A 16,500-nucleotide genomic window follows, 5' to 3' on the forward strand; every position below is an offset into this window, starting at 1 on the left:
CAACAAACATGGCGATCTGACCATCACCAAATGGTGCATCAAGATATCCGCCCTGGAAGAGAGCTACCTTATAGGTGTGAGCCATGTCGTACATCAACTGAAGAGCCTCTTTTGCTTCAGGAGAATTTATAGTGACCTCGACCGAACCATCGGGCTTTATATCGATTGCCTCTCCACCATTGGCTCTCAGGAATATCATGAAGTGATCGATCGTGGTTCTGAAACCAAAGCCATACTGATCAATCTGACCGTCGTTGTTCTTGTCCTCAGTAAGCATCATCGCTGCAAACAGAAGATCATCCATAGTCTTAGGGACTTCAAGCCCATACTGCTCAAAGAGGTCCGTGTTGTAATAAAGGACGTAAGTGCTCTTGTTGAAAGGAAGGGCGTAAACAGTATCGCCCCAGGTGACCATTTTCTTGAAAGGATTCCATATGGCATCCCATTCTTCATCCGTCAAGCCAACTTCGGGATCGGAAATCAAGGAATTCAGTTCCTGAACAGCATCTCGAGGTATAAGTCTGGCAGTCCAGTTCCCGTAAGCCTGAGAAAGAGCAGGTAATGTCTTGCTTTCCGCACTTACCAGAAGTTTCTGCTGCAAAGCACTGTAATTTCCTACATAAATGGCCTCTACCACAATATCGGGGTTTGCCTCATTGAAAGATGCCACGATTTCATTGACTGTGGTTCCCTGAGCACCGCCCATTGCGTGCCAGAACTCAATCTCCGTCACAGCAAAGGTGAATACTGCAAAAGAAACAATTAGAAGAGCAAGAATTAATCTTTTGCGCATTTCCCTACCTCCTTATAAGAAATGTTTAAGTGACCTAATTATACCACTATGCCCCACCCAAAAAGAACCTCTCTCACCTTCTCGAAAGTCTCATCAATACTGCCTGATGTTGAGACCTCGGCACTGACTAGCCCCTTCTTTGAATCAAGGTAAGACTGTGAACGGAGTATCGACTCCGCTTGGTACTTGCTCATTCCCCTCTTCATGAGTCTCTCCACAGAAGCTTTCTTCGTACATTCAAACCAGATGACTTTGTCACATCTATCAGCAAGCCCGATTTCGTGGATCAAAGCCCCATCGATTATACAGAGCTTCGAATGACATCCCTCAAGGGCTTCCAATGCCTTTCGTCTAATGACCGGGTGAAGTATTTCATTCAGTCTTAGCAGGAGTTCACTGTCTTCGAAGACTTTCTTTGAAAGCTTTTTTCTGTCAACTTTGCCGCAAGTAAGAACGCTCTTCCCGAAAGAGTCGATAATCCGCTCCTTCTCTTCATCCAACGAATCGTGGCCAAGCTCATCCAGGGAGATTATCTCCGCACCGAACCTTTTAAAACACTCGGCGGCAGTAGACTTACCGCTTCCCGCCTTTCCCACAAAGCCAACTACCATTACAGAAGCTTCTCTCCCGATTCGATGACATTCATTACTGCTTTGGAGATTTCGCTGTTCGCATTTTCCAGTTTCTTCCTCTCTTCAGGGCTGATCACGATAATATCTGCCTCGATCTCTTCCATTTCTCCGATCTTTTGCAGAAGATCCTCGGATTCCACTGAAACTATTACAAAGGTAGGTATAGGTTCTCCAGAAGCGAAATATACTTCCTCGACCGAAAAACCCTCGATAACTTTCATGAGCTCAGACTTCATAACTCGAACCTCCAGGAGGTTTTCTCCTCATATCTATCCCTAACTTCCTCGTATCCTTTTCTTCCCATAAAAGCATAAGTCAATTTCTTTCCGAGCTCTACTCCAGGCTGGTCATAAGGATTCACTTTCAGTAGGAAACCCATTAATGCAGTTTGTATCTCGTAGGAGACAATAAATTCGCCAACATGAACTTCGTCTATCTGTGGAAAAGAGATTGTCATGTTGGGCACGCCGTTCGCAGCAAGTGCAATCGATGTTCCTCTTAGCTCCGCATTAAGCAGTTCGCCAACCTCAACTCCGTTGAGATAGGACAACGCTTCAATGTCCGAATGTATGAAGGGTATTGTAAGCTGGTTTCCAAAATCCTCCACCTTCAAGAACGTCACTATCTTGTCTTTCGGTCCCTCGTTGTATAGTTGAATTTGAGAGTGCTGGTCAATTGCGCCCAGAGACTTTACAGGGGTCTGACCGGAATGAACTATTCTGCCGGAGACATCGAACTTCTTTCCCAAAGACTCTGCCCATAACTGTCTATGCCAGTCGGCAAGAGTATAGAGTCTATTTGAATATGGCATCATTACTGAGATGTTGTGCCCTTTCTTCAGATAAGCATAGTGTATTAGAGCACTTACAGCTGCCGGGTTTGATTTGACGTCATCCCTCAGATATCTTTCCTTTCCAAACCTCGCCCCCTCGTAGATAAGACTTATATCAATTCCCTCTGCGACCGCCGAAAGCAGACCTACTGGTGTCAAAACGCTAAAACGCCCTCCAACGTCTTCTGGGATAGTGAGGGTCCTTATACCTTCGGCGTCTGCGATTTGTCTGAGTACACCCTTATGTTTGTCGGTAGTAAATATGAAATGGTCTTTAATAGGGAGATCAAGTTTTTCTAGTAATCCTCTAACACTGAGATAATTAGCCATGCTTTCAGCGGTAGTTCCAGACTTCGAGATAACGTTGAATACTGTGTTACCGAGATCCAGTTCTCCCAGCACAGAGGCAATCATATCGGGATCAACATTATCGAGCAGAAACATTCTCGAGTTTCCATCTCGCTTCTCCTTAACATAAGAGTTCCAGCTAATCGGCTTCAGTGCACAGTGCAAAGCCTGATTGCCAAGTGCCGAGCCTCCAATTCCAATCACCACGAAATTGTCGAAATGTTCGAGCCAGGATCTGTAGGCCTTGACTTCTTCAAGAATTTCATCGTTTTCAAGAATTCGCAGAAAACCGGGCATTGGCTGAAAGACCCTTTCGAAATTCGTGGAAAGTGTCTTAGCAATATCTATCATCTCATCAAAAGAAAGTCCGCTTTCAAGAGTCTCTTTGAACGCAAAAGAGAAGTCATATTTTAGCATTTCTCCAACCTCCGTTAATAAGTAATTAGGGTCTCCACTCTACGGCCGGAAAGCCTCTTTCTTGGCTCAAGAAATCCTAATTCAGCCAGGCATAGAATTCCGACGACTTCTCCCCCACTATCTTCAATGATACGAGCAATTGCCTCCATCGTCCCTCCGGTTGCGAGAATGTCATCCACTATCAGTACCTTATCTCCATTACAGATCGCATCAACGTGCATTTGAAGAGTCGCCTTTCCATACTCAAGTTCATACTCTATCTCTTTGGTCTTGTAAGGAAGCTTTCCAGGCTTTCTAACAGGTACTAGGGCTTTTCCCATTTCATAAGCTAGAGGAGCCGCAAAAATGAACCCTCTGGCTTCGGGAGCTACGATGACATTGAAGTCGATTTTCCTTGCCCGTTCCGACATCTGCAATATGCTCTCCCTGAAAGCTAAAGGATCCTTTAATAATGGAGTGACATCCTTGAAAATCACACCTTCCTTTGGGAAGTCCGGAATGTCACGCACAAAGGCTTCTAGATCCATCTAATCTCCTCCTTATAGAGCTCCTTGGACATGGGTTATTTTAACACAGGAATCAGCCCATTTCTCTAGGTGCATGTTATAATGCATGTGTGAAATAAATAACATTCTTTCCTCAAAGGAGGTGCAAAACTTGTCTCTTGTAAACTGCCCGGATTGTCAGGAGCTCTTTAGAGAACTTGATGAGTATATTGATTCCGTCAAAGGCAGCACGGGTGTTCTAATTAATGTACTTCACAAGGCGCAAGAAATCTTTGGATATCTCTCGGAAGAACTGCAGCAGCACGTATCTGAGAGACTCGATATTCCTTTAAGTCAGGTATATGGAGTTGTGACCTTTTACAATTTCTTTAGCATGAAGCCAAAAGGAAAGAACCAGATAAAAGTCTGTCTAGGAACCGCCTGCTATGTTAAGGGTGCCGATAAGATACTCGAAAGGCTTCAAGACGAACTGAGCGTTGAGATGAATGAACCGACCTCCGACGGACTCTTTTCTATTCACGCCGTTAGATGCCTCGGTGCCTGCAGCATGGCTCCAGTGGTTTTGGTCGGCGAGGATGACTATTTTGGAAGAGTGACCCCTGATGAGGTTTCAAAGATATTAGGCAAATATAGGAGGGCCGACTGATGGCAAAAATCAAGAGCCTTGAAGAACTTATGAAGATCAAAGAGAACGCAATGAAGGGTCTTAAGATGCGTGACTCAGGCAAGAGAGGAAAAGTAATCGTGGCAATGGGAACATGCGGGATTGCCGCAGGCGCAAAGGATACGTTAAGGGCGATTGTAGATTCACTTGAAGAGAAGGGAATTGATGATGTCGCTGTCGTTCAGTCAGGCTGTTTTGGTCTCTGTGATGTTGAGCCCACAATAGAGGTCCATCTCGAGGGATCAGAGCCGATAATTTATGGGCACGTAAGCCCCGCTCAAGCAAAGAGAGTAGTTGAACAGCACATTGTCGGCGGAAATGTAGTTGGAGATCTTATTGTGAAAAGAGGAGAACTATAACGAGAGGTGATTAAGGGTGCCCGCTGTTGAAAACACGGTACTTATTTGTGCCGGAGGTGCTTGCATTTCTGCAGGCGAGAAGAGCGTAAGAAACGTATTTGAGGAGACCCTGAAAAAGTACTCGTTGGAAAGTGTAGTCAGGGTGGTAGAAACGGGATGTATGGGTGCTTGTGACCTCGGACCCATTCTTGTGATCTATCCTGAAGGAGTATTCTATCAGAAGATCACGGCAGAGAATGCAGCTCGTATTGTAGAAGAACATATTCTGAAAGGGCGAGTTGTAGAAGATCTCTTATACAAAGGCGACTCGGGAAATCTTACTGAAAAGCCTCAGGAAGAGCTTCCTTTTTTCACTGAGCAAGTGAGAATCGCAACGAGGAACTTAGGGGTAATTGATCCTCTTTCAATAGATGAATATATTGCGAGGGATGGCTATTTCGCGCTGCATAAGGTCCTTTTTGAACTCAGTAGAGAAGATGTCGTTGAAATACTGAAGAAAAGCGAGCTTAAGGGCCGCGGAGGAGCGGGATTTCCGACTTGGATGAAGTGGGATCTGACAAAGAAAGTAGAAGGCGACACGAAGTACGTAATTTGCAACGCAGATGAGGGCGACCCTGGAGCCTTTATGGATAGGGCGGTTCTTGAAGGCGATCCCCACACAGTAGTAGAAGCTATGACAATAGCTGCTAGAGTAGTTGGAGCCCAGAAGGGGTTCGTGTATGTTAGGGCCGAGTATCCCCTTGCAATAGAACGGTTGACTCATGCTATGAAAATGGCCAGAGAGTATGGATTTCTTGGTGAAAACATTCTCGGAACCGATTTCTCGTTCGATCTTGAGATAAGAATTGGTGCAGGCGCGTTTGTCTGTGGGGAAGAGACTGCTCTTATAAATTCGATTGAAGGCAAGAGAGGAATACCCAGAGTTAAACCTCCCTTTCCTGCAAGTAAGGGGCTATGGGAAAAACCAACTCTTCTTAACAATGTGGAGACCTACGCTAGCATCCCTCCGATAATCACAAATGGCGGCGAATGGTTCAGCCAGTACGGAGTGGATGGTTCCAGGGGGACCAAAGTCTTTGCTCTGGCTGGAAACGTAAAGAACACCGGTCTCGTTGAAGTTCCTATGGGCATCACTCTTAGAAAGCTGATCTTTGACATTGGCGGAGGCGTCCCTGGCGGGAAGAAGCTGAAAGCTATTCAGACTGGCGGCCCAAGTGGAGGATGCATACCTCTAGAATTGATTGATACGCCAATAACATACGACAACATGAAAAAACTGGGCACAATAATCGGTTCAGGTGGAATGATCGTTATGGATGAGGACAGCTGCATGGTTGATGTTGCCAAATACTTCCTGGAATTCACCGTAGAGGAATCTTGCGGTCAGTGCACACCTTGTCGTGATGGAACACGCAGGATGCTCGAAATTCTTGAAAGAATAACAGAAGGAGAAGGAACTGTGGAAGACCTTCAACTTCTGAAAGATCTTGGTGAGAACATAATGTCGACTTCACTTTGCGGACTTGGGCAGACTGCTCCACAGCCGGTGATATCAACAATGAGATATTTCTGGGATGAGTATGAAGCTCATGTCAAAGAGGGAAGATGTCCGGCAAAGAAGTGCAAGTCTTTGATGCGGGTGGTAATTGATAAGGACAAATGCGTTGGTTGTACTGCTTGCGCCAGAGTCTGTCCCGTAGAAGCGATAAGCGGTTCGGTTAGAAAGCCTCACGATATAGATCCGGAAATCTGCACCAGCTGTGGGAGTTGCCTGGCCGTGTGCAAATTTGAGGCGATTAGCAAAGTTTCACCTTAAACGGTTTTAAGGAACCCCCTTAGTGGGGGTTCTTTTGCTACTTTAAAGAGGGTTGAAGGGAGGATTTTATATGTCTGCAGAAAATGTCCGTGAAATCGTAACTGATATCTATGAAAACATTAGCAGCCAGAGCCTTGAAAAAGGCGATGTGCTTATAAATACTCTTCACGCAATTCAAGATCACTTTGGCAACTTCATACCAATCGAAGCGGCTGAAGTGATGAAGGATCTGACGGGATTGCCTCTCTCAAGAATCTATGAAGTTCTCACTTTCTATACAATGTTTTCTACTCACAAAAGAGGAAAATATGTAATTCGAGTCTGTAAGAGTCTTCCATGCCATGTAACCGGAGGACAGGCAGTAGTTGACTCCTTGAAGAACATTCTGGAAATTGATTTTGGTGAAACTACGACAGATGGCTTGTTTACTCTTGAGGAGACTAGTTGTCTTGGACTCTGCGGAGTATCCCCGGTAATGATGATAAATGATGAGGCTTACGGAAACCTAACTCCGGAAAGAGTCTCTGAGATCGTAGACGGCATGGTTTCAAGAGAGAGGAGTGAGTAATCGTGAGCAAACCAATAACCGTCCTCGTATCCATAGATTCGAACAGCCTTCTTCTCGGTGCTAGACACTTCAAAAACTATCTTAGCATCCTGACTGAAAACTACAATTTGAATTCCATCGTTGAAATCCTGGAAACTGGATCTTTTGGAGATTACGGAAGAGGAGTTCTTTTTCTCGTGCTTCCGGACAATGTGATGTATTCCGTTAAGACTGAAGCAGACATTGAAAAGCTGGTCATGGAGCACCTTCTTAAGGGAAGAAAAGTTGAGGAATTGATTGTTACAGATTTTGAGTCGGCAGGACGTGTTGAAGCGACAGAAACTACGAAAGAAGAGAGAATCGTCTTAAGAAATGCCGGTTCTATCGATCCCCGGAATCTTGAGGAGTACATAGCCCTTGACGGATATCAAGGCCTTGCAAAGGCTTTGAGATTGACTCCCGAAGACGTTATCGAAGAACTGAAGAAGAGTAATCTGAGAGGAAGAGGTGGGGCTGGTTTTCCAACAGGATTGAAATGGGAATTCACACAAAGAGTCGAGTCAGATGAAAAATATGTCATTTGTAACGCGGACGAAGGTGAACCGGGAACCTTCAAGGATCGATTGATAATGGAAGGCGATCCTCATTCAGTGATAGAAGGGATGATAATTGCCGGATACGCAGTTGGGGCCAGCAAAGGATACATATATATTAGAGGAGAGTACTTTGAATCTGTTGCAAGCCTCAGGGGAGCAATCAGCAAGGCCTATGAGTACGGACTTCTGGGACAGTCGATTCTGGGTACCAACTTCTCATTCGATCTCTCTGTTAGGCTGGGTGCTGGGGCATATGTTTGTGGAGAAGAGACAGCCCTGATTGAATCAATAGAAGGTAAATCGGGAAGGCCAAGACTGAAGCCACCTTATCCTCCAGTCAGCGGTCTATACGGCAAGCCAACCGTAGTCAATAATGTGGAGACTTTTGCCTGTATTCCGCCAATAATAGATAAGGGAGCAAGTTGGTTCAAGTCTATTGGGACAGCATCGTCACCGGGAACAAAGGTTTACTCTTTATGCGGCGATCTTGTAAAAAGGGGAATAGTTGAAGTACCTATGGGTACTTCGGTTAGGGATCTCGTGCAAAAATATGGCGGAGGAATTCCAAACGGCAGAACTCTAAAAATGATACAGACCGGCGGGGCAGCAGGAAGCTTTATCAAGCCAGAAGAGATGGATGCCCAGTTAGATTTCGACTCCTTCAAAAAGTATGGTGCCTCTCTTGGCTCAGGGGTTATTCTGGCGATCGACGATACTCACTGTGCTGTCGATATTGCTAGAAACCTAATGGAGTTCTTCGCCCATGAATCCTGCGGAAAGTGCGCTCCCTGCAGAGAGGGGACTCATGTAATTGTCCATATCTTGGATGAGCTTTCAAAGGGAAGAGGAACGTCCGAGATGCTAAACCAACTGTACGATATATCCGAAACCATGGAAGAGTCATCCTTCTGTGGTCTTGGCCAATCCGTCCCAGTGCCTTTGAGATCCATTCTCGACAGATTCGAGGATGAATTCCTTGCGCACGTAAATTCTCCACAGTGTCCGGTCGGTGCCTGCAAATTCGAAAAACCCACAAAGAAAAAGAGATAGACAGACTGTAGTGAATAGCCGGGGCAACCCGGCTTTTTCTCTGTTATAATTGCCGAGAGGTGAATTATGGACAAGGGTAAGATGATAGATTTAGTTGTTCTTATTATTCTGCTAGCCTCCATTATCGTTATTGTACTGATACTAACTTCCCTTCGCGCGAAGAACAGACTTGAAAGAGTCGCGGCTCTTTCCGTTCTTTATAATGCCGGACTTGGAGCTGATTACAAATCTCTTCTTTCTACTCCATCATACTTGTATGATGATCGCGTACTTGAAGCCTACAGTTACTTTGCTGAATTAAACGACTCGTCGGAAATCGAGTTAAGCAACTCAATAAAAATGCATAGTGTTCCTGAGAGTTCCCTTTTCGATTATAACCAAACAATATCAAAGCTTTCATTGGGAAGATCAAGAAAGGAATATCCCGCTCTCAAAACAAAGATATATTCACTGATAGAATCTAGTAATCTGCTTTCGGATAGACCCGACACATTCAGAAATCGTCTCTCAGAAGAGATCTATAATGCGCTAATTGAATTCAGAGAAGTGAAGGTGGATATCATCGTCGGTGGTGAGATTCGAACTCTCGATTTGTCCCGGCTGGATCCTGCAATTGTGCTGTCCATCATGGCAGTTGAATCTTCCCTTAATCCCTTCGCTCTGATGGAGGAAAGGAGTATCGATGAGTCTTTCTCGGCCTTCGTCTATTCCAGGGGGCTAATGCAGATCTATGAGATGACTCTCTGGACCCTGAATTCTTGGCTCTGGCAATCTCAGATTAACGTTAAGCCTGAGGAGCTCTGGTCGGTGAGAGACAACATCTTTCTAGGCATGGTATATCTTGCCTATGCCAATGAACTTCTCGAGGAGAAGAGATGAGAGACTTGCAAAAAGATGCGATCGTCTACCAGATATTTCCAGATAGATTCAATATTGGAAATGGAAAGAATGTCTTTCAGAAGAAGCAGGATGGCAATTATTCGCTTCCAAAACAAAGGGTTAGAAGGTGGGATGAGAAACCTTTCCCATCGACTGATGGCAGCCACCAGTACGATTTTTGGGGTGGCGATTTGATCGGCATAACTGAAAAACTTGATTACATCAAAGAACTTGGTGCAAACGCTGTCTATCTGAACCCGATCTTCTGGGCACACACAAATCATAAGTACGACACAATCGACTATTTCACGATCGATCCCGATTTAGGTTCTGAAGATGAATTCATAGTTCTTCTGGATGAAGCACATAGGAAGGGGATCAGGGTAATACTTGACGGAGTGTTTAACCATGTCGGGACTTCCGGGAAATGGTTAAACCGCCTTGGAATATTCGACCGGCCCGGTGCAGAACAGGGAAATGAGAAGTTTAAGAGTTACTTCTTCAAAGGAGAGAAAGGTTTGAGAGGCTGGATGGACTCTGACAACCTAATCGAACTGAATCTTGAAAACCCGGAACTCGCTCAAATCATATATGACGGAGAGAATTCAGCAGTAAGTTATTGGTTGAAGCGTGGAATAGATGGCTGGAGGCTAGACGTTGCATATGACTTGGGACCCCAGATTCTCAAAGCATTGGTTCATTCAGCCAAAACCACCAGACCTGATTCCAGTTTAATAGGAGAGATCTGGAATTATCCAGGAGACTGGCCTGAAAGATCGGGACTTGACGGATTAATGAACTATTACTTTCGATTAGTGATCTGGGAGGTATTTAATGGTTATCTTTCAGGAAGAGATGCCCTTCAAATTATCGAAGATGCCATAAGAGATGCCGGACTAGAATTCGTATCCAAGTCATGGACCGTTCTCTCATCACACGATGTGCCAAGACTACGAAATGAACTCGGATCATTCGAAAGAATAAGTGCCGCGCTTACCCTCCAGTACTGCCTCCCTGGCATACCCTTGATCTATTATGGAGAGGAGATTGGAATGGAAGGTGGAAACGATCCCGAAAACAGAGCTCCAATGGAATGGGAAAACATCCACATAGGAAGGAAAACCCTGGAACTATACAGAAAGCTCAATTCGATTCGGCAGAGAAAAACATCCTTGCGATCGGGCGATTTCAAACCGCTGACTTCTTCTGATGGATCCCTTGTTTCTTTCAAAAGAATTAACGGAGCAATCGACGATTTGGTCGTCTGTGTTGTTAACCCTACTGGAAACATTGTAAGATCAAGAATATTCTTACAAGAAGGCTTTCTGATGAACGGTACAGAGATGAAGGATATGGTTACGGGAAAGGTCTTCAAAGCATCCTTCGGAACAATATCTGTAGAGCTGAAACCCTACGAAGGTTTGATACTGGAACCGGTGATTTCCAGGTCAAACACTCACTACACCCCTTACAAGAGAATATGAAGAGAATTGAGAGGAGATCTTTCGGGCTTGTTATTCTCGCAGTAACGGCAATGATTTGGGGAGGATCATACATCTTCACAAAAGTGGCCGTTGAATCACTCCCACCGATGTTGTTGGCCTCTATCCGATTCGGCCTAGCTGTCGTCATTCTCTTTCCCCTCTCAATAAGAAAGAGGGGGTCTTTCAGTACCGTTAGTCACAGAAACGCTGCACTGGCAGGTCTATTCGGCATAACGTTTTATTTCCTCTTCGAGAACTATGGCTTGACTATGACAAACGCTTCCGATGCCTCTCTAATAGTGTCTACCGCTCCAATACTAACAATAATTCTCTACGATTTTGTTAGGAGAAGATTCGATCTTTTCGAATACGTAGGTGGTTTTATTGCCTTTTCCGGGCTCTTTGTGATAATCTACTCTGGAAGTTTCTCCGAAGGCTCGAGCGTTTCCGGGAACATTCTCTCGTTCGGCGCCGCTGTCTCATGGGCGGCCTATACATTTTTTTATGAGAAGATTCATAACAGTTCTATATGGACGACTCTAGAAGTAATGCTTTGGGGGCTGCTATTCTCGGTGCCTTTTGCAATCACGGAAGTCTTTGTCTTTAAGAGGCCCGTAGAGTTTTCTCGCAGCGCTATCTTCGGAGTGTTGTTTCTCAGTATTCTGGCTTCGGCTCTAGGCTATATCCTGTGGAACAAAGGAATCACTCTCTGGGGTGGAAAGGCTGCAACTCTCTGGGTTTACACTATCCCGCTCTTCACAATTGCGGCCGATATTGTTTTCCTTAAGAATTCTCCTTCCCTGCTTTTTTTCGTCGGATCTATCCTCGTCGGGCTGGGAATGGTGGTGGTCATCATAAGAGAGTTCCGACAGTCAGCGCCACTCAGGGATCGAATTAACCAATAACCGTTTCAACCGACTGAAGTTCGACGGGAATCACTCTTGACAGACCGTCAGTCATCGTAACTCCGTGAAGAACATTGGCAACTTCCATAACAAGCTTATTGTGGGTAACAACAAGAAACTGAGTATCGGTCGCATGTTTCTTCAGCAATACTCTAAATCTCTCCGCATTGAAATCGTCAAGAGGGGCGTCAACTTCGTCCAGAACATAGAACGGACTCGGCTTAATGCTCAACAGGGAGAATACAAGTGCAATACCTACGAGCGCTTTCTCTCCGCCGGAAAGGAGTTGCAGCTTCTGAACCTTCCTGCCGGGCCTCCTGACAGTGATCTCAAGACCTGTCTCAAGGAGATCCTCGCCAGGAATTATCTTAATCTCCCCCTCACCGCCATCGAAGATTTCCTCGATATATTGACCGAAATTACTGTTCACGTTGTTGAAAGTCTCCATGAAGATACTCTTAGCCTTCGCATCAGTCTTTTCAATCAATTCGATTAGCTTGACCTTTGCATCTTCGAGATCTTGTTTTTGTTCTTCAAGCTCTTGATACTCCTTATCGACTACGCCGTACTCATCTATGGCTTCCAGATCAACGCTGCCAAGAAACTTGAGTTTGTTTTCGTAGTCGTCAAGCTCAACCTTAGTTTCATGCAGTTTCTCTTCAGAAAGGATCTGGACATCTCCAGCATCTTCGTCCAGTTCTTCTTTCACTCTCGAAAGCTTCATCTCACTTTCTTGAATATGCATCTCAAACTGATGAGCCTTATCTCGAAGCTTCTCTCTATCTTCTTTCATCTTGTTTATCTCTTCTTCCGCTTCCTGAAGTGACGATAGTCTCTGCTCTTTTCCCTCTCTCTGATTTCTTATACTCGAAAAGAGGTTTTCTGTTTCTTTCTTTACTGAAGTCAACTCACGCTCTTGGTCACCCACTTGCCTTCTAAGCCGCTCAGTTTCAGACTCAACCTCAAGCACCTCTCTTGAAAGCAGGTCTATGTTCTCCTTATCAACCTTCTTCTTCTGAATCAAAGAAGAGTGTTCTTTTGTGTACTGCTCATGCTTCTCATATAGCGTTGAAAGCCTTAATCTCGTATCTACTATTCTCTCTTGAAGCTGTTCCAGAGCCTTCTTCTGTTTCTTTAGCTCTTCTGATTCTGCTTCAACCATTCGCTCGAGTTTCAGACGCTCTTCCTTCAAAGAGGACTGTTCTTCGACGAGGATCTCCTTTTTTCTCGAATTCTCTTCCATTCTTCTTGTATACTCGGTTTCAAGCTTTGTCAGCTCAGATATCTCTTCCTCAACCTCCTGAGCAGATTTCAGAAGCTCGCTTATCATTCTGTTGATTGCTGCCCCTTTGGAAGCCAACTCATTTAACTCTTCCTGTAAAGCTTTGAGATATCCTCTGACCTCCCTTATTTCGTCCTTGAGCCTTTCAATCTGTCTACGGCCGAGCTGAATCTGCTTTTCGAGTTCGGTCTCTCTTTCGATAAGCTCTTGAATCCTTCTCTTCCTTGAAAGCAGATCGGTTCGTGCCTCTTCACCAATGAATCCACCTGTGATGGATCCACCGGCACTCAACAGCTGGCCATCAACAGACACTATTCTCCCCAAAAAACCGACTGCCTTCCTAATATCGATCGCATCGTCCAAAGTTCCAACAACTATTGAATTCCCGAAAAGATAAACAGGGAGCTTTTCAAAACCGCTTGGAATATCTACAAGTCTTGCGGCATAGTTTATGAAACCGGGATGCGCCTCTGCTTTGGAAAAGCTTCTGAAATTGCCTTCTATCATGTCCATCGGAAGCAACGTTACACGACCGATCTTATATGATTTTAGGAATTCGATGATTCTCTTTGCCGTAATTGAGTCGTCGACGACAATATCCTGCATTCTGTATCCTAGAAGAATTGTTATTGCAGTCTCGTACGACTCCGGCACTCCAACGAGATTGGCGACGACATCTCGCAGCCCTGAAAAGCTATCCTTTCTTGAGAAAACCTCTCTGACGGCTTTTGAAAAACCCTGATACTCTCCCTGTTGCCTTTCTAGCAAACCCCTTTCCATTTGAGAGCTCCTCAACTCGCTCTCGTCTTTAGAGAGATTCTCTCTTGCCTTCTCTAATTCGACGTCTAGCTCAGCGAGCCTTTCTTTCGATCCCCTAACATCTGCCTCAACTTTTCGTTGTTTCTCAGAGCTCTCTTGACCTTGTTTTGCAAGAGATTCCGTTTCCTCCTTGAGGGTCTCAAATCGCTCTCTCTTTGACCCAAGCTGATTCTCGATAAGCCTGAGCCTTTTGTTGGTGTCTTCGCGGCTGTTTTCGAGCCTCTCAAGTTCATTTTCTACCTTGGAAAGCCTCTTGGAAATTGAATCAAAGGTCTCCTGGTGTTTTAACCATTCACGCTCTCTAGTGCTGTAGTTCTTTACAAGAGAGTCTCGCTCTTCCTCAGATGAAGAAAGTCCGGTCTCTTCATCAGAAATCTGCTTTTCCAGAGTTTCGATTATCAACTTGATTTCATCTTTTCTTTTGTCGAGATTCTCGATTTCAGATCTGAAATTATCTATCCTTGTTGATACTTCGATTAACCTATTCTCTCGCTCGCTCAGTCTTCTGGTATACATTTCCTTGAGTTCCAGAAGATCGTTTTGACGCTTCTTGTACTCCTCAAGAAGCCTGGTGAATCCCTCGATTTCTTTGTCTACTTCGGAAAATTCCGCTCTCAAAGCAGACCACTTTGATTCACCTTCAATCAATTTCTTCTGCAAGTCCTTCAATTCGTCACGCACTTTGTCGAAACCTGTATGCAGCTCTTCAAGCTTCTCTTTCTCAAGTCTGGCAATATTTCCATAAAAGAGATTCTTGAGCTCCTTCTGCTTCGCAGAATACTCAACAAACTTCTCTGCCCTCTTTGCCTTAAGGTAGAGAGATTTGCGTTGCTTGCCAAGTTCAAAGATTATGTCTTCCAGTCTGCTCAGGTTTTCTTCCGTCGCGGCGAGTTTTCCAAGAGCCTCCTTCTTCCTCTCCTTATATACTGCGGTACCGGCTGCTTCTTCTATAAGGGCTCTCAATTCAAAAGGAGAAGCGGTTACGACTTTGTCAACCTGACCCTGGCCCACAATCGAGTAGATATCCATTCCAACTCCGGTGCCCTGGAATAGCTCCCTTATATCTTTGAGTCTCGACTGCCTGTCGTTCACTCTGTACATCGATTGCCCATCTCTAGAAATTTCTCGGGCTATGGAAAAGGTACCTTCCTCCGATTCAAACACAAGTTTCACTTCGGCAGAATTTGAAGGTGGAAACCTTTCCGAACCGTTGAAAATCACGTCCTCTCTGTTATCGGCTCTGATGTTCTTCATCGACTGCTCACCAAATATCCACCTTATGGCATCTACAACGTTTGACTTTCCGCTGCCATTCGGTCCGACAACAGCAGTAATTCCAGATGAGACTTCGAATCTGGTTGGCATCGCGAAGCTCTTAAAACCTTTTATGTAGACTGAATTAAGTCTGAGCATAGGCTTCCCCCAGAATCCCTTCCCCGATCAGTTTCATATATAAAGGTATATCGATATCTTCTCCATCGTCACCGAAATCTATCGAAATCCCTTCTCCAGAAGCTCTTTCAAGAACAGATTTTTTGTGACCCGTGAACCATCTTTGGTATTTTCTATCTAACTTAAGCGCATAACGATCTCTGCCTTTACAGTATCTCCTGATTACTTCAAGCATCAACCTGTCTCTGACTAACTCACCGAATGCCGGGTGGAATGGACCTGCAACCACGTTTTCAATCTGCTTTCCGTAAATACAGATTCCCATCCTGTTAACTTTCACACCTGCCAGAACAAGCAGTAAATACATCTTCCAAACGATCTCTATAGATCCCTCAAGTCCTTGGGGCACGAATCTTCCATGTAAATACTCGTCCTCAAGAAGCGATCCTTTCAAAACAACAAGCGGATGAATTCTTACGGATGATGCACCCAAACGAATCGCTTCCTCAGTCGAATATATATCCTTCTCCTCAGTATCTCCCGGCAACCCTGTCATCAAATGAATACCGAAATCTATCCCACTACTCCTTAACCGGTTGGCTGCTTCATACACTTCTCTGGACCCGTGATTTCTGCAGCAGTTTCCCAGCAGATCATCGTCAAATGACTGAACACCAAGTTCCACGAAACTAATGGAAGCTGATCTCAGCATAGCGATCATCTCTTCTGATATTTGTTCCGGTGAAGTGGAGAATCTGATCCCCTTAACAAGGCCTTTTTGAACAAGCTCTTCGGCAACATCAAGATACACTTGCTGGCGACCCGTTCCAGTGAACGTACCACCATAAAAAGCCAGTTCCGTCTCCTCTGGATTCCTGAAATATCCTCGGTATCTTTTGACAGTCGACAAAACCTCTTCCTTATCGGGAAGTTTTCTGACTCCAGTTGTGGAATATTCATTACAGAATGTGCATCGCGTTCTGCAACCCTCATGTGGAACGAAAATAGGAACAATATTCATGTTTATATTATAAACCGAACAAGCGAGATTTATCAAAGAGCCTTCAACAAATCTTAAACAGCGTGCTTTCTGTGTTACTTCCCAAGTGGTAAAATCTAGCATTCAGGAGGAAGAATTATGGTTATGGCAGTCTCCATTTCTAGAATGTTTAAAGTCGA

15 protein-coding genes are annotated in these 16,500 nt (G+C 44.8%); 8 read left to right on the top strand and 7 right to left on the bottom strand.

Annotation, left to right across the window (positions count from 1 at the left end; genetic code table 11):
- The 5 genes from B3K42_RS01835 to B3K42_RS01855 form a co-directional block, all read right to left on the bottom strand.
- Positions 1-793 (bottom strand): extracellular solute-binding protein (locus B3K42_RS01835; RefSeq protein ID WP_292596480.1); only part of this gene is annotated, 793 nt, incomplete at its 3' end.
- Positions 794-831: 38 nt separating this feature from the next.
- Entirely contained in the window at positions 832-1,404 is a 573-nt protein-coding gene (gene coaE, locus B3K42_RS01840) for a dephospho-CoA kinase (protein ID WP_110989952.1), read from the bottom strand.
- The gene (locus B3K42_RS01845; RefSeq protein WP_110989951.1) at positions 1,404-1,661 is read right to left on the bottom strand and encodes a hypothetical protein; all 258 of its coding nucleotides are present in this window, start codon (positions 1,659-1,661) and stop codon (positions 1,404-1,406) included. Before B3K42_RS01845 ends, coaE begins: the two co-directional genes overlap by 1 nt.
- Entirely contained in the window at positions 1,658-3,022 is a 1,365-nt protein-coding gene (locus B3K42_RS01850; protein WP_110989950.1) for a glucose-6-phosphate isomerase, read from the bottom strand. Before B3K42_RS01850 ends, B3K42_RS01845 begins: the two co-directional genes overlap by 4 nt.
- Positions 3,023-3,036: 14 nt before the next feature.
- Entirely contained in the window at positions 3,037-3,549 is a 513-nt protein-coding gene (locus tag B3K42_RS01855; RefSeq protein WP_110989949.1) for an adenine phosphoribosyltransferase, read from the bottom strand.
- A gap of 130 nt (positions 3,550-3,679) precedes the next feature.
- Here B3K42_RS01855 and B3K42_RS01860 point away from each other — a divergent pair, with 130 nt between their 5' ends.
- The 8 genes from B3K42_RS01860 (at position 3,680) to B3K42_RS01895 (ending at position 11,828) form a co-directional block, all read left to right on the top strand.
- On the top strand, positions 3,680-4,174 hold the full coding sequence (locus tag B3K42_RS01860; RefSeq protein WP_110989948.1) for a complex I 24 kDa subunit family protein: 495 nt from the start codon (positions 3,680-3,682) through the stop codon (positions 4,172-4,174).
- Entirely contained in the window at positions 4,174-4,551 is a 378-nt protein-coding gene (locus tag B3K42_RS01865; RefSeq protein ID WP_110989947.1) for a (2Fe-2S) ferredoxin domain-containing protein, read from the top strand. The genes B3K42_RS01860 and B3K42_RS01865 overlap by 1 nt, the downstream gene beginning before the upstream one ends.
- A gap of 16 nt (positions 4,552-4,567) precedes the next feature.
- On the top strand, positions 4,568-6,367 hold the full coding sequence (locus tag B3K42_RS01870) for an NADH-quinone oxidoreductase subunit NuoF (RefSeq protein ID WP_110989946.1): 1,800 nt from the start codon (positions 4,568-4,570) through the stop codon (positions 6,365-6,367).
- A 70-nt stretch (positions 6,368-6,437) separates the two neighbouring features.
- Complete coding sequence (locus tag B3K42_RS01875) at positions 6,438-6,935, top strand: complex I 24 kDa subunit family protein (protein ID WP_110989945.1); 498 nt, start codon at positions 6,438-6,440, stop codon at positions 6,933-6,935.
- Positions 6,936-6,937: 2 nt separating this feature from the next.
- Positions 6,938-8,560 (top strand): NADH-quinone oxidoreductase subunit NuoF, encoded by a 1,623-nt coding sequence (nuoF, locus tag B3K42_RS01880; protein WP_110989944.1) that lies wholly within the window; start codon positions 6,938-6,940, stop codon positions 8,558-8,560.
- Positions 8,561-8,626: 66 nt separating this feature from the next.
- Complete coding sequence (locus tag B3K42_RS01885; RefSeq protein WP_110989943.1) at positions 8,627-9,439, top strand: transglycosylase SLT domain-containing protein; 813 nt, start codon at positions 8,627-8,629, stop codon at positions 9,437-9,439.
- The gene (locus B3K42_RS01890) at positions 9,436-10,923 is read left to right on the top strand and encodes a glycoside hydrolase family 13 protein (RefSeq protein WP_110989942.1); all 1,488 of its coding nucleotides are present in this window, start codon (positions 9,436-9,438) and stop codon (positions 10,921-10,923) included. Before B3K42_RS01885 ends, B3K42_RS01890 begins: the two co-directional genes overlap by 4 nt.
- Complete coding sequence (locus B3K42_RS01895; protein ID WP_110989941.1) at positions 10,920-11,828, top strand: DMT family transporter; 909 nt, start codon at positions 10,920-10,922, stop codon at positions 11,826-11,828. Before B3K42_RS01890 ends, B3K42_RS01895 begins: the two co-directional genes overlap by 4 nt.
- Here B3K42_RS01895 and smc read toward each other — a convergent pair.
- Positions 11,818-15,342 carry a chromosome segregation protein SMC gene (smc, locus tag B3K42_RS01900; RefSeq protein WP_110989940.1) on the bottom strand — a complete coding sequence of 1,175 codons (3,525 nt, stop codon included), beginning with the start codon at positions 15,340-15,342 and terminating at the stop codon, positions 11,818-11,820. The genes B3K42_RS01895 and smc overlap by 11 nt on opposite strands.
- Positions 15,329-16,444, bottom strand: coding sequence for an elongator complex protein 3 (locus tag B3K42_RS01905; protein ID WP_110989939.1), 1,116 nt, complete (start codon positions 16,442-16,444; stop codon positions 15,329-15,331). The genes smc and B3K42_RS01905 overlap by 14 nt, the downstream gene beginning before the upstream one ends.
- Positions 16,445-16,500 lie beyond the last annotated feature (56 nt).

This window comes from Mesotoga sp. UBA6090 (genome assembly GCF_002435945.1).
In the GTDB taxonomy this organism is placed as follows: domain Bacteria; phylum Thermotogota; class Thermotogae; order Petrotogales; family Kosmotogaceae; genus Mesotoga.

Excerpts from the sequence above, each read along its gene's own strand:
- coaE (WP_110989952.1), bottom strand. The coding sequence starts at position 1,404 with ATGGTAGTTGGCTTTGTGGGAAAGGCGGGAAGCGGTAAGTCTACTGCC.
- B3K42_RS01845 (WP_110989951.1), bottom strand. The coding sequence starts at position 1,661 with ATGAAGTCTGAGCTCATGAAAGTTATCGAGGGTTTTTCGGTCGAGGAA.
- B3K42_RS01850 (WP_110989950.1), bottom strand. The coding sequence starts at position 3,022 with ATGCTAAAATATGACTTCTCTTTTGCGTTCAAAGAGACTCTTGAAAGC.
- B3K42_RS01855 (WP_110989949.1), bottom strand. The coding sequence starts at position 3,549 with ATGGATCTAGAAGCCTTTGTGCGTGACATTCCGGACTTCCCAAAGGAA.
- B3K42_RS01865 (WP_110989947.1), top strand. The coding sequence starts at position 4,174 with ATGGCAAAAATCAAGAGCCTTGAAGAACTTATGAAGATCAAAGAGAAC.
- B3K42_RS01875 (WP_110989945.1), top strand. The coding sequence starts at position 6,438 with ATGTCTGCAGAAAATGTCCGTGAAATCGTAACTGATATCTATGAAAAC.
- B3K42_RS01885 (WP_110989943.1), top strand. The coding sequence starts at position 8,627 with ATGGACAAGGGTAAGATGATAGATTTAGTTGTTCTTATTATTCTGCTA.
- B3K42_RS01890 (WP_110989942.1), top strand. The coding sequence starts at position 9,436 with ATGAGAGACTTGCAAAAAGATGCGATCGTCTACCAGATATTTCCAGAT.
- B3K42_RS01895 (WP_110989941.1), top strand. The coding sequence starts at position 10,920 with ATGAAGAGAATTGAGAGGAGATCTTTCGGGCTTGTTATTCTCGCAGTA.
- smc (WP_110989940.1), bottom strand. The coding sequence starts at position 15,342 with ATGCTCAGACTTAATTCAGTCTACATAAAAGGTTTTAAGAGCTTCGCG.
- B3K42_RS01905 (WP_110989939.1), bottom strand. The coding sequence starts at position 16,444 with ATGCTAGATTTTACCACTTGGGAAGTAACACAGAAAGCACGCTGTTTA.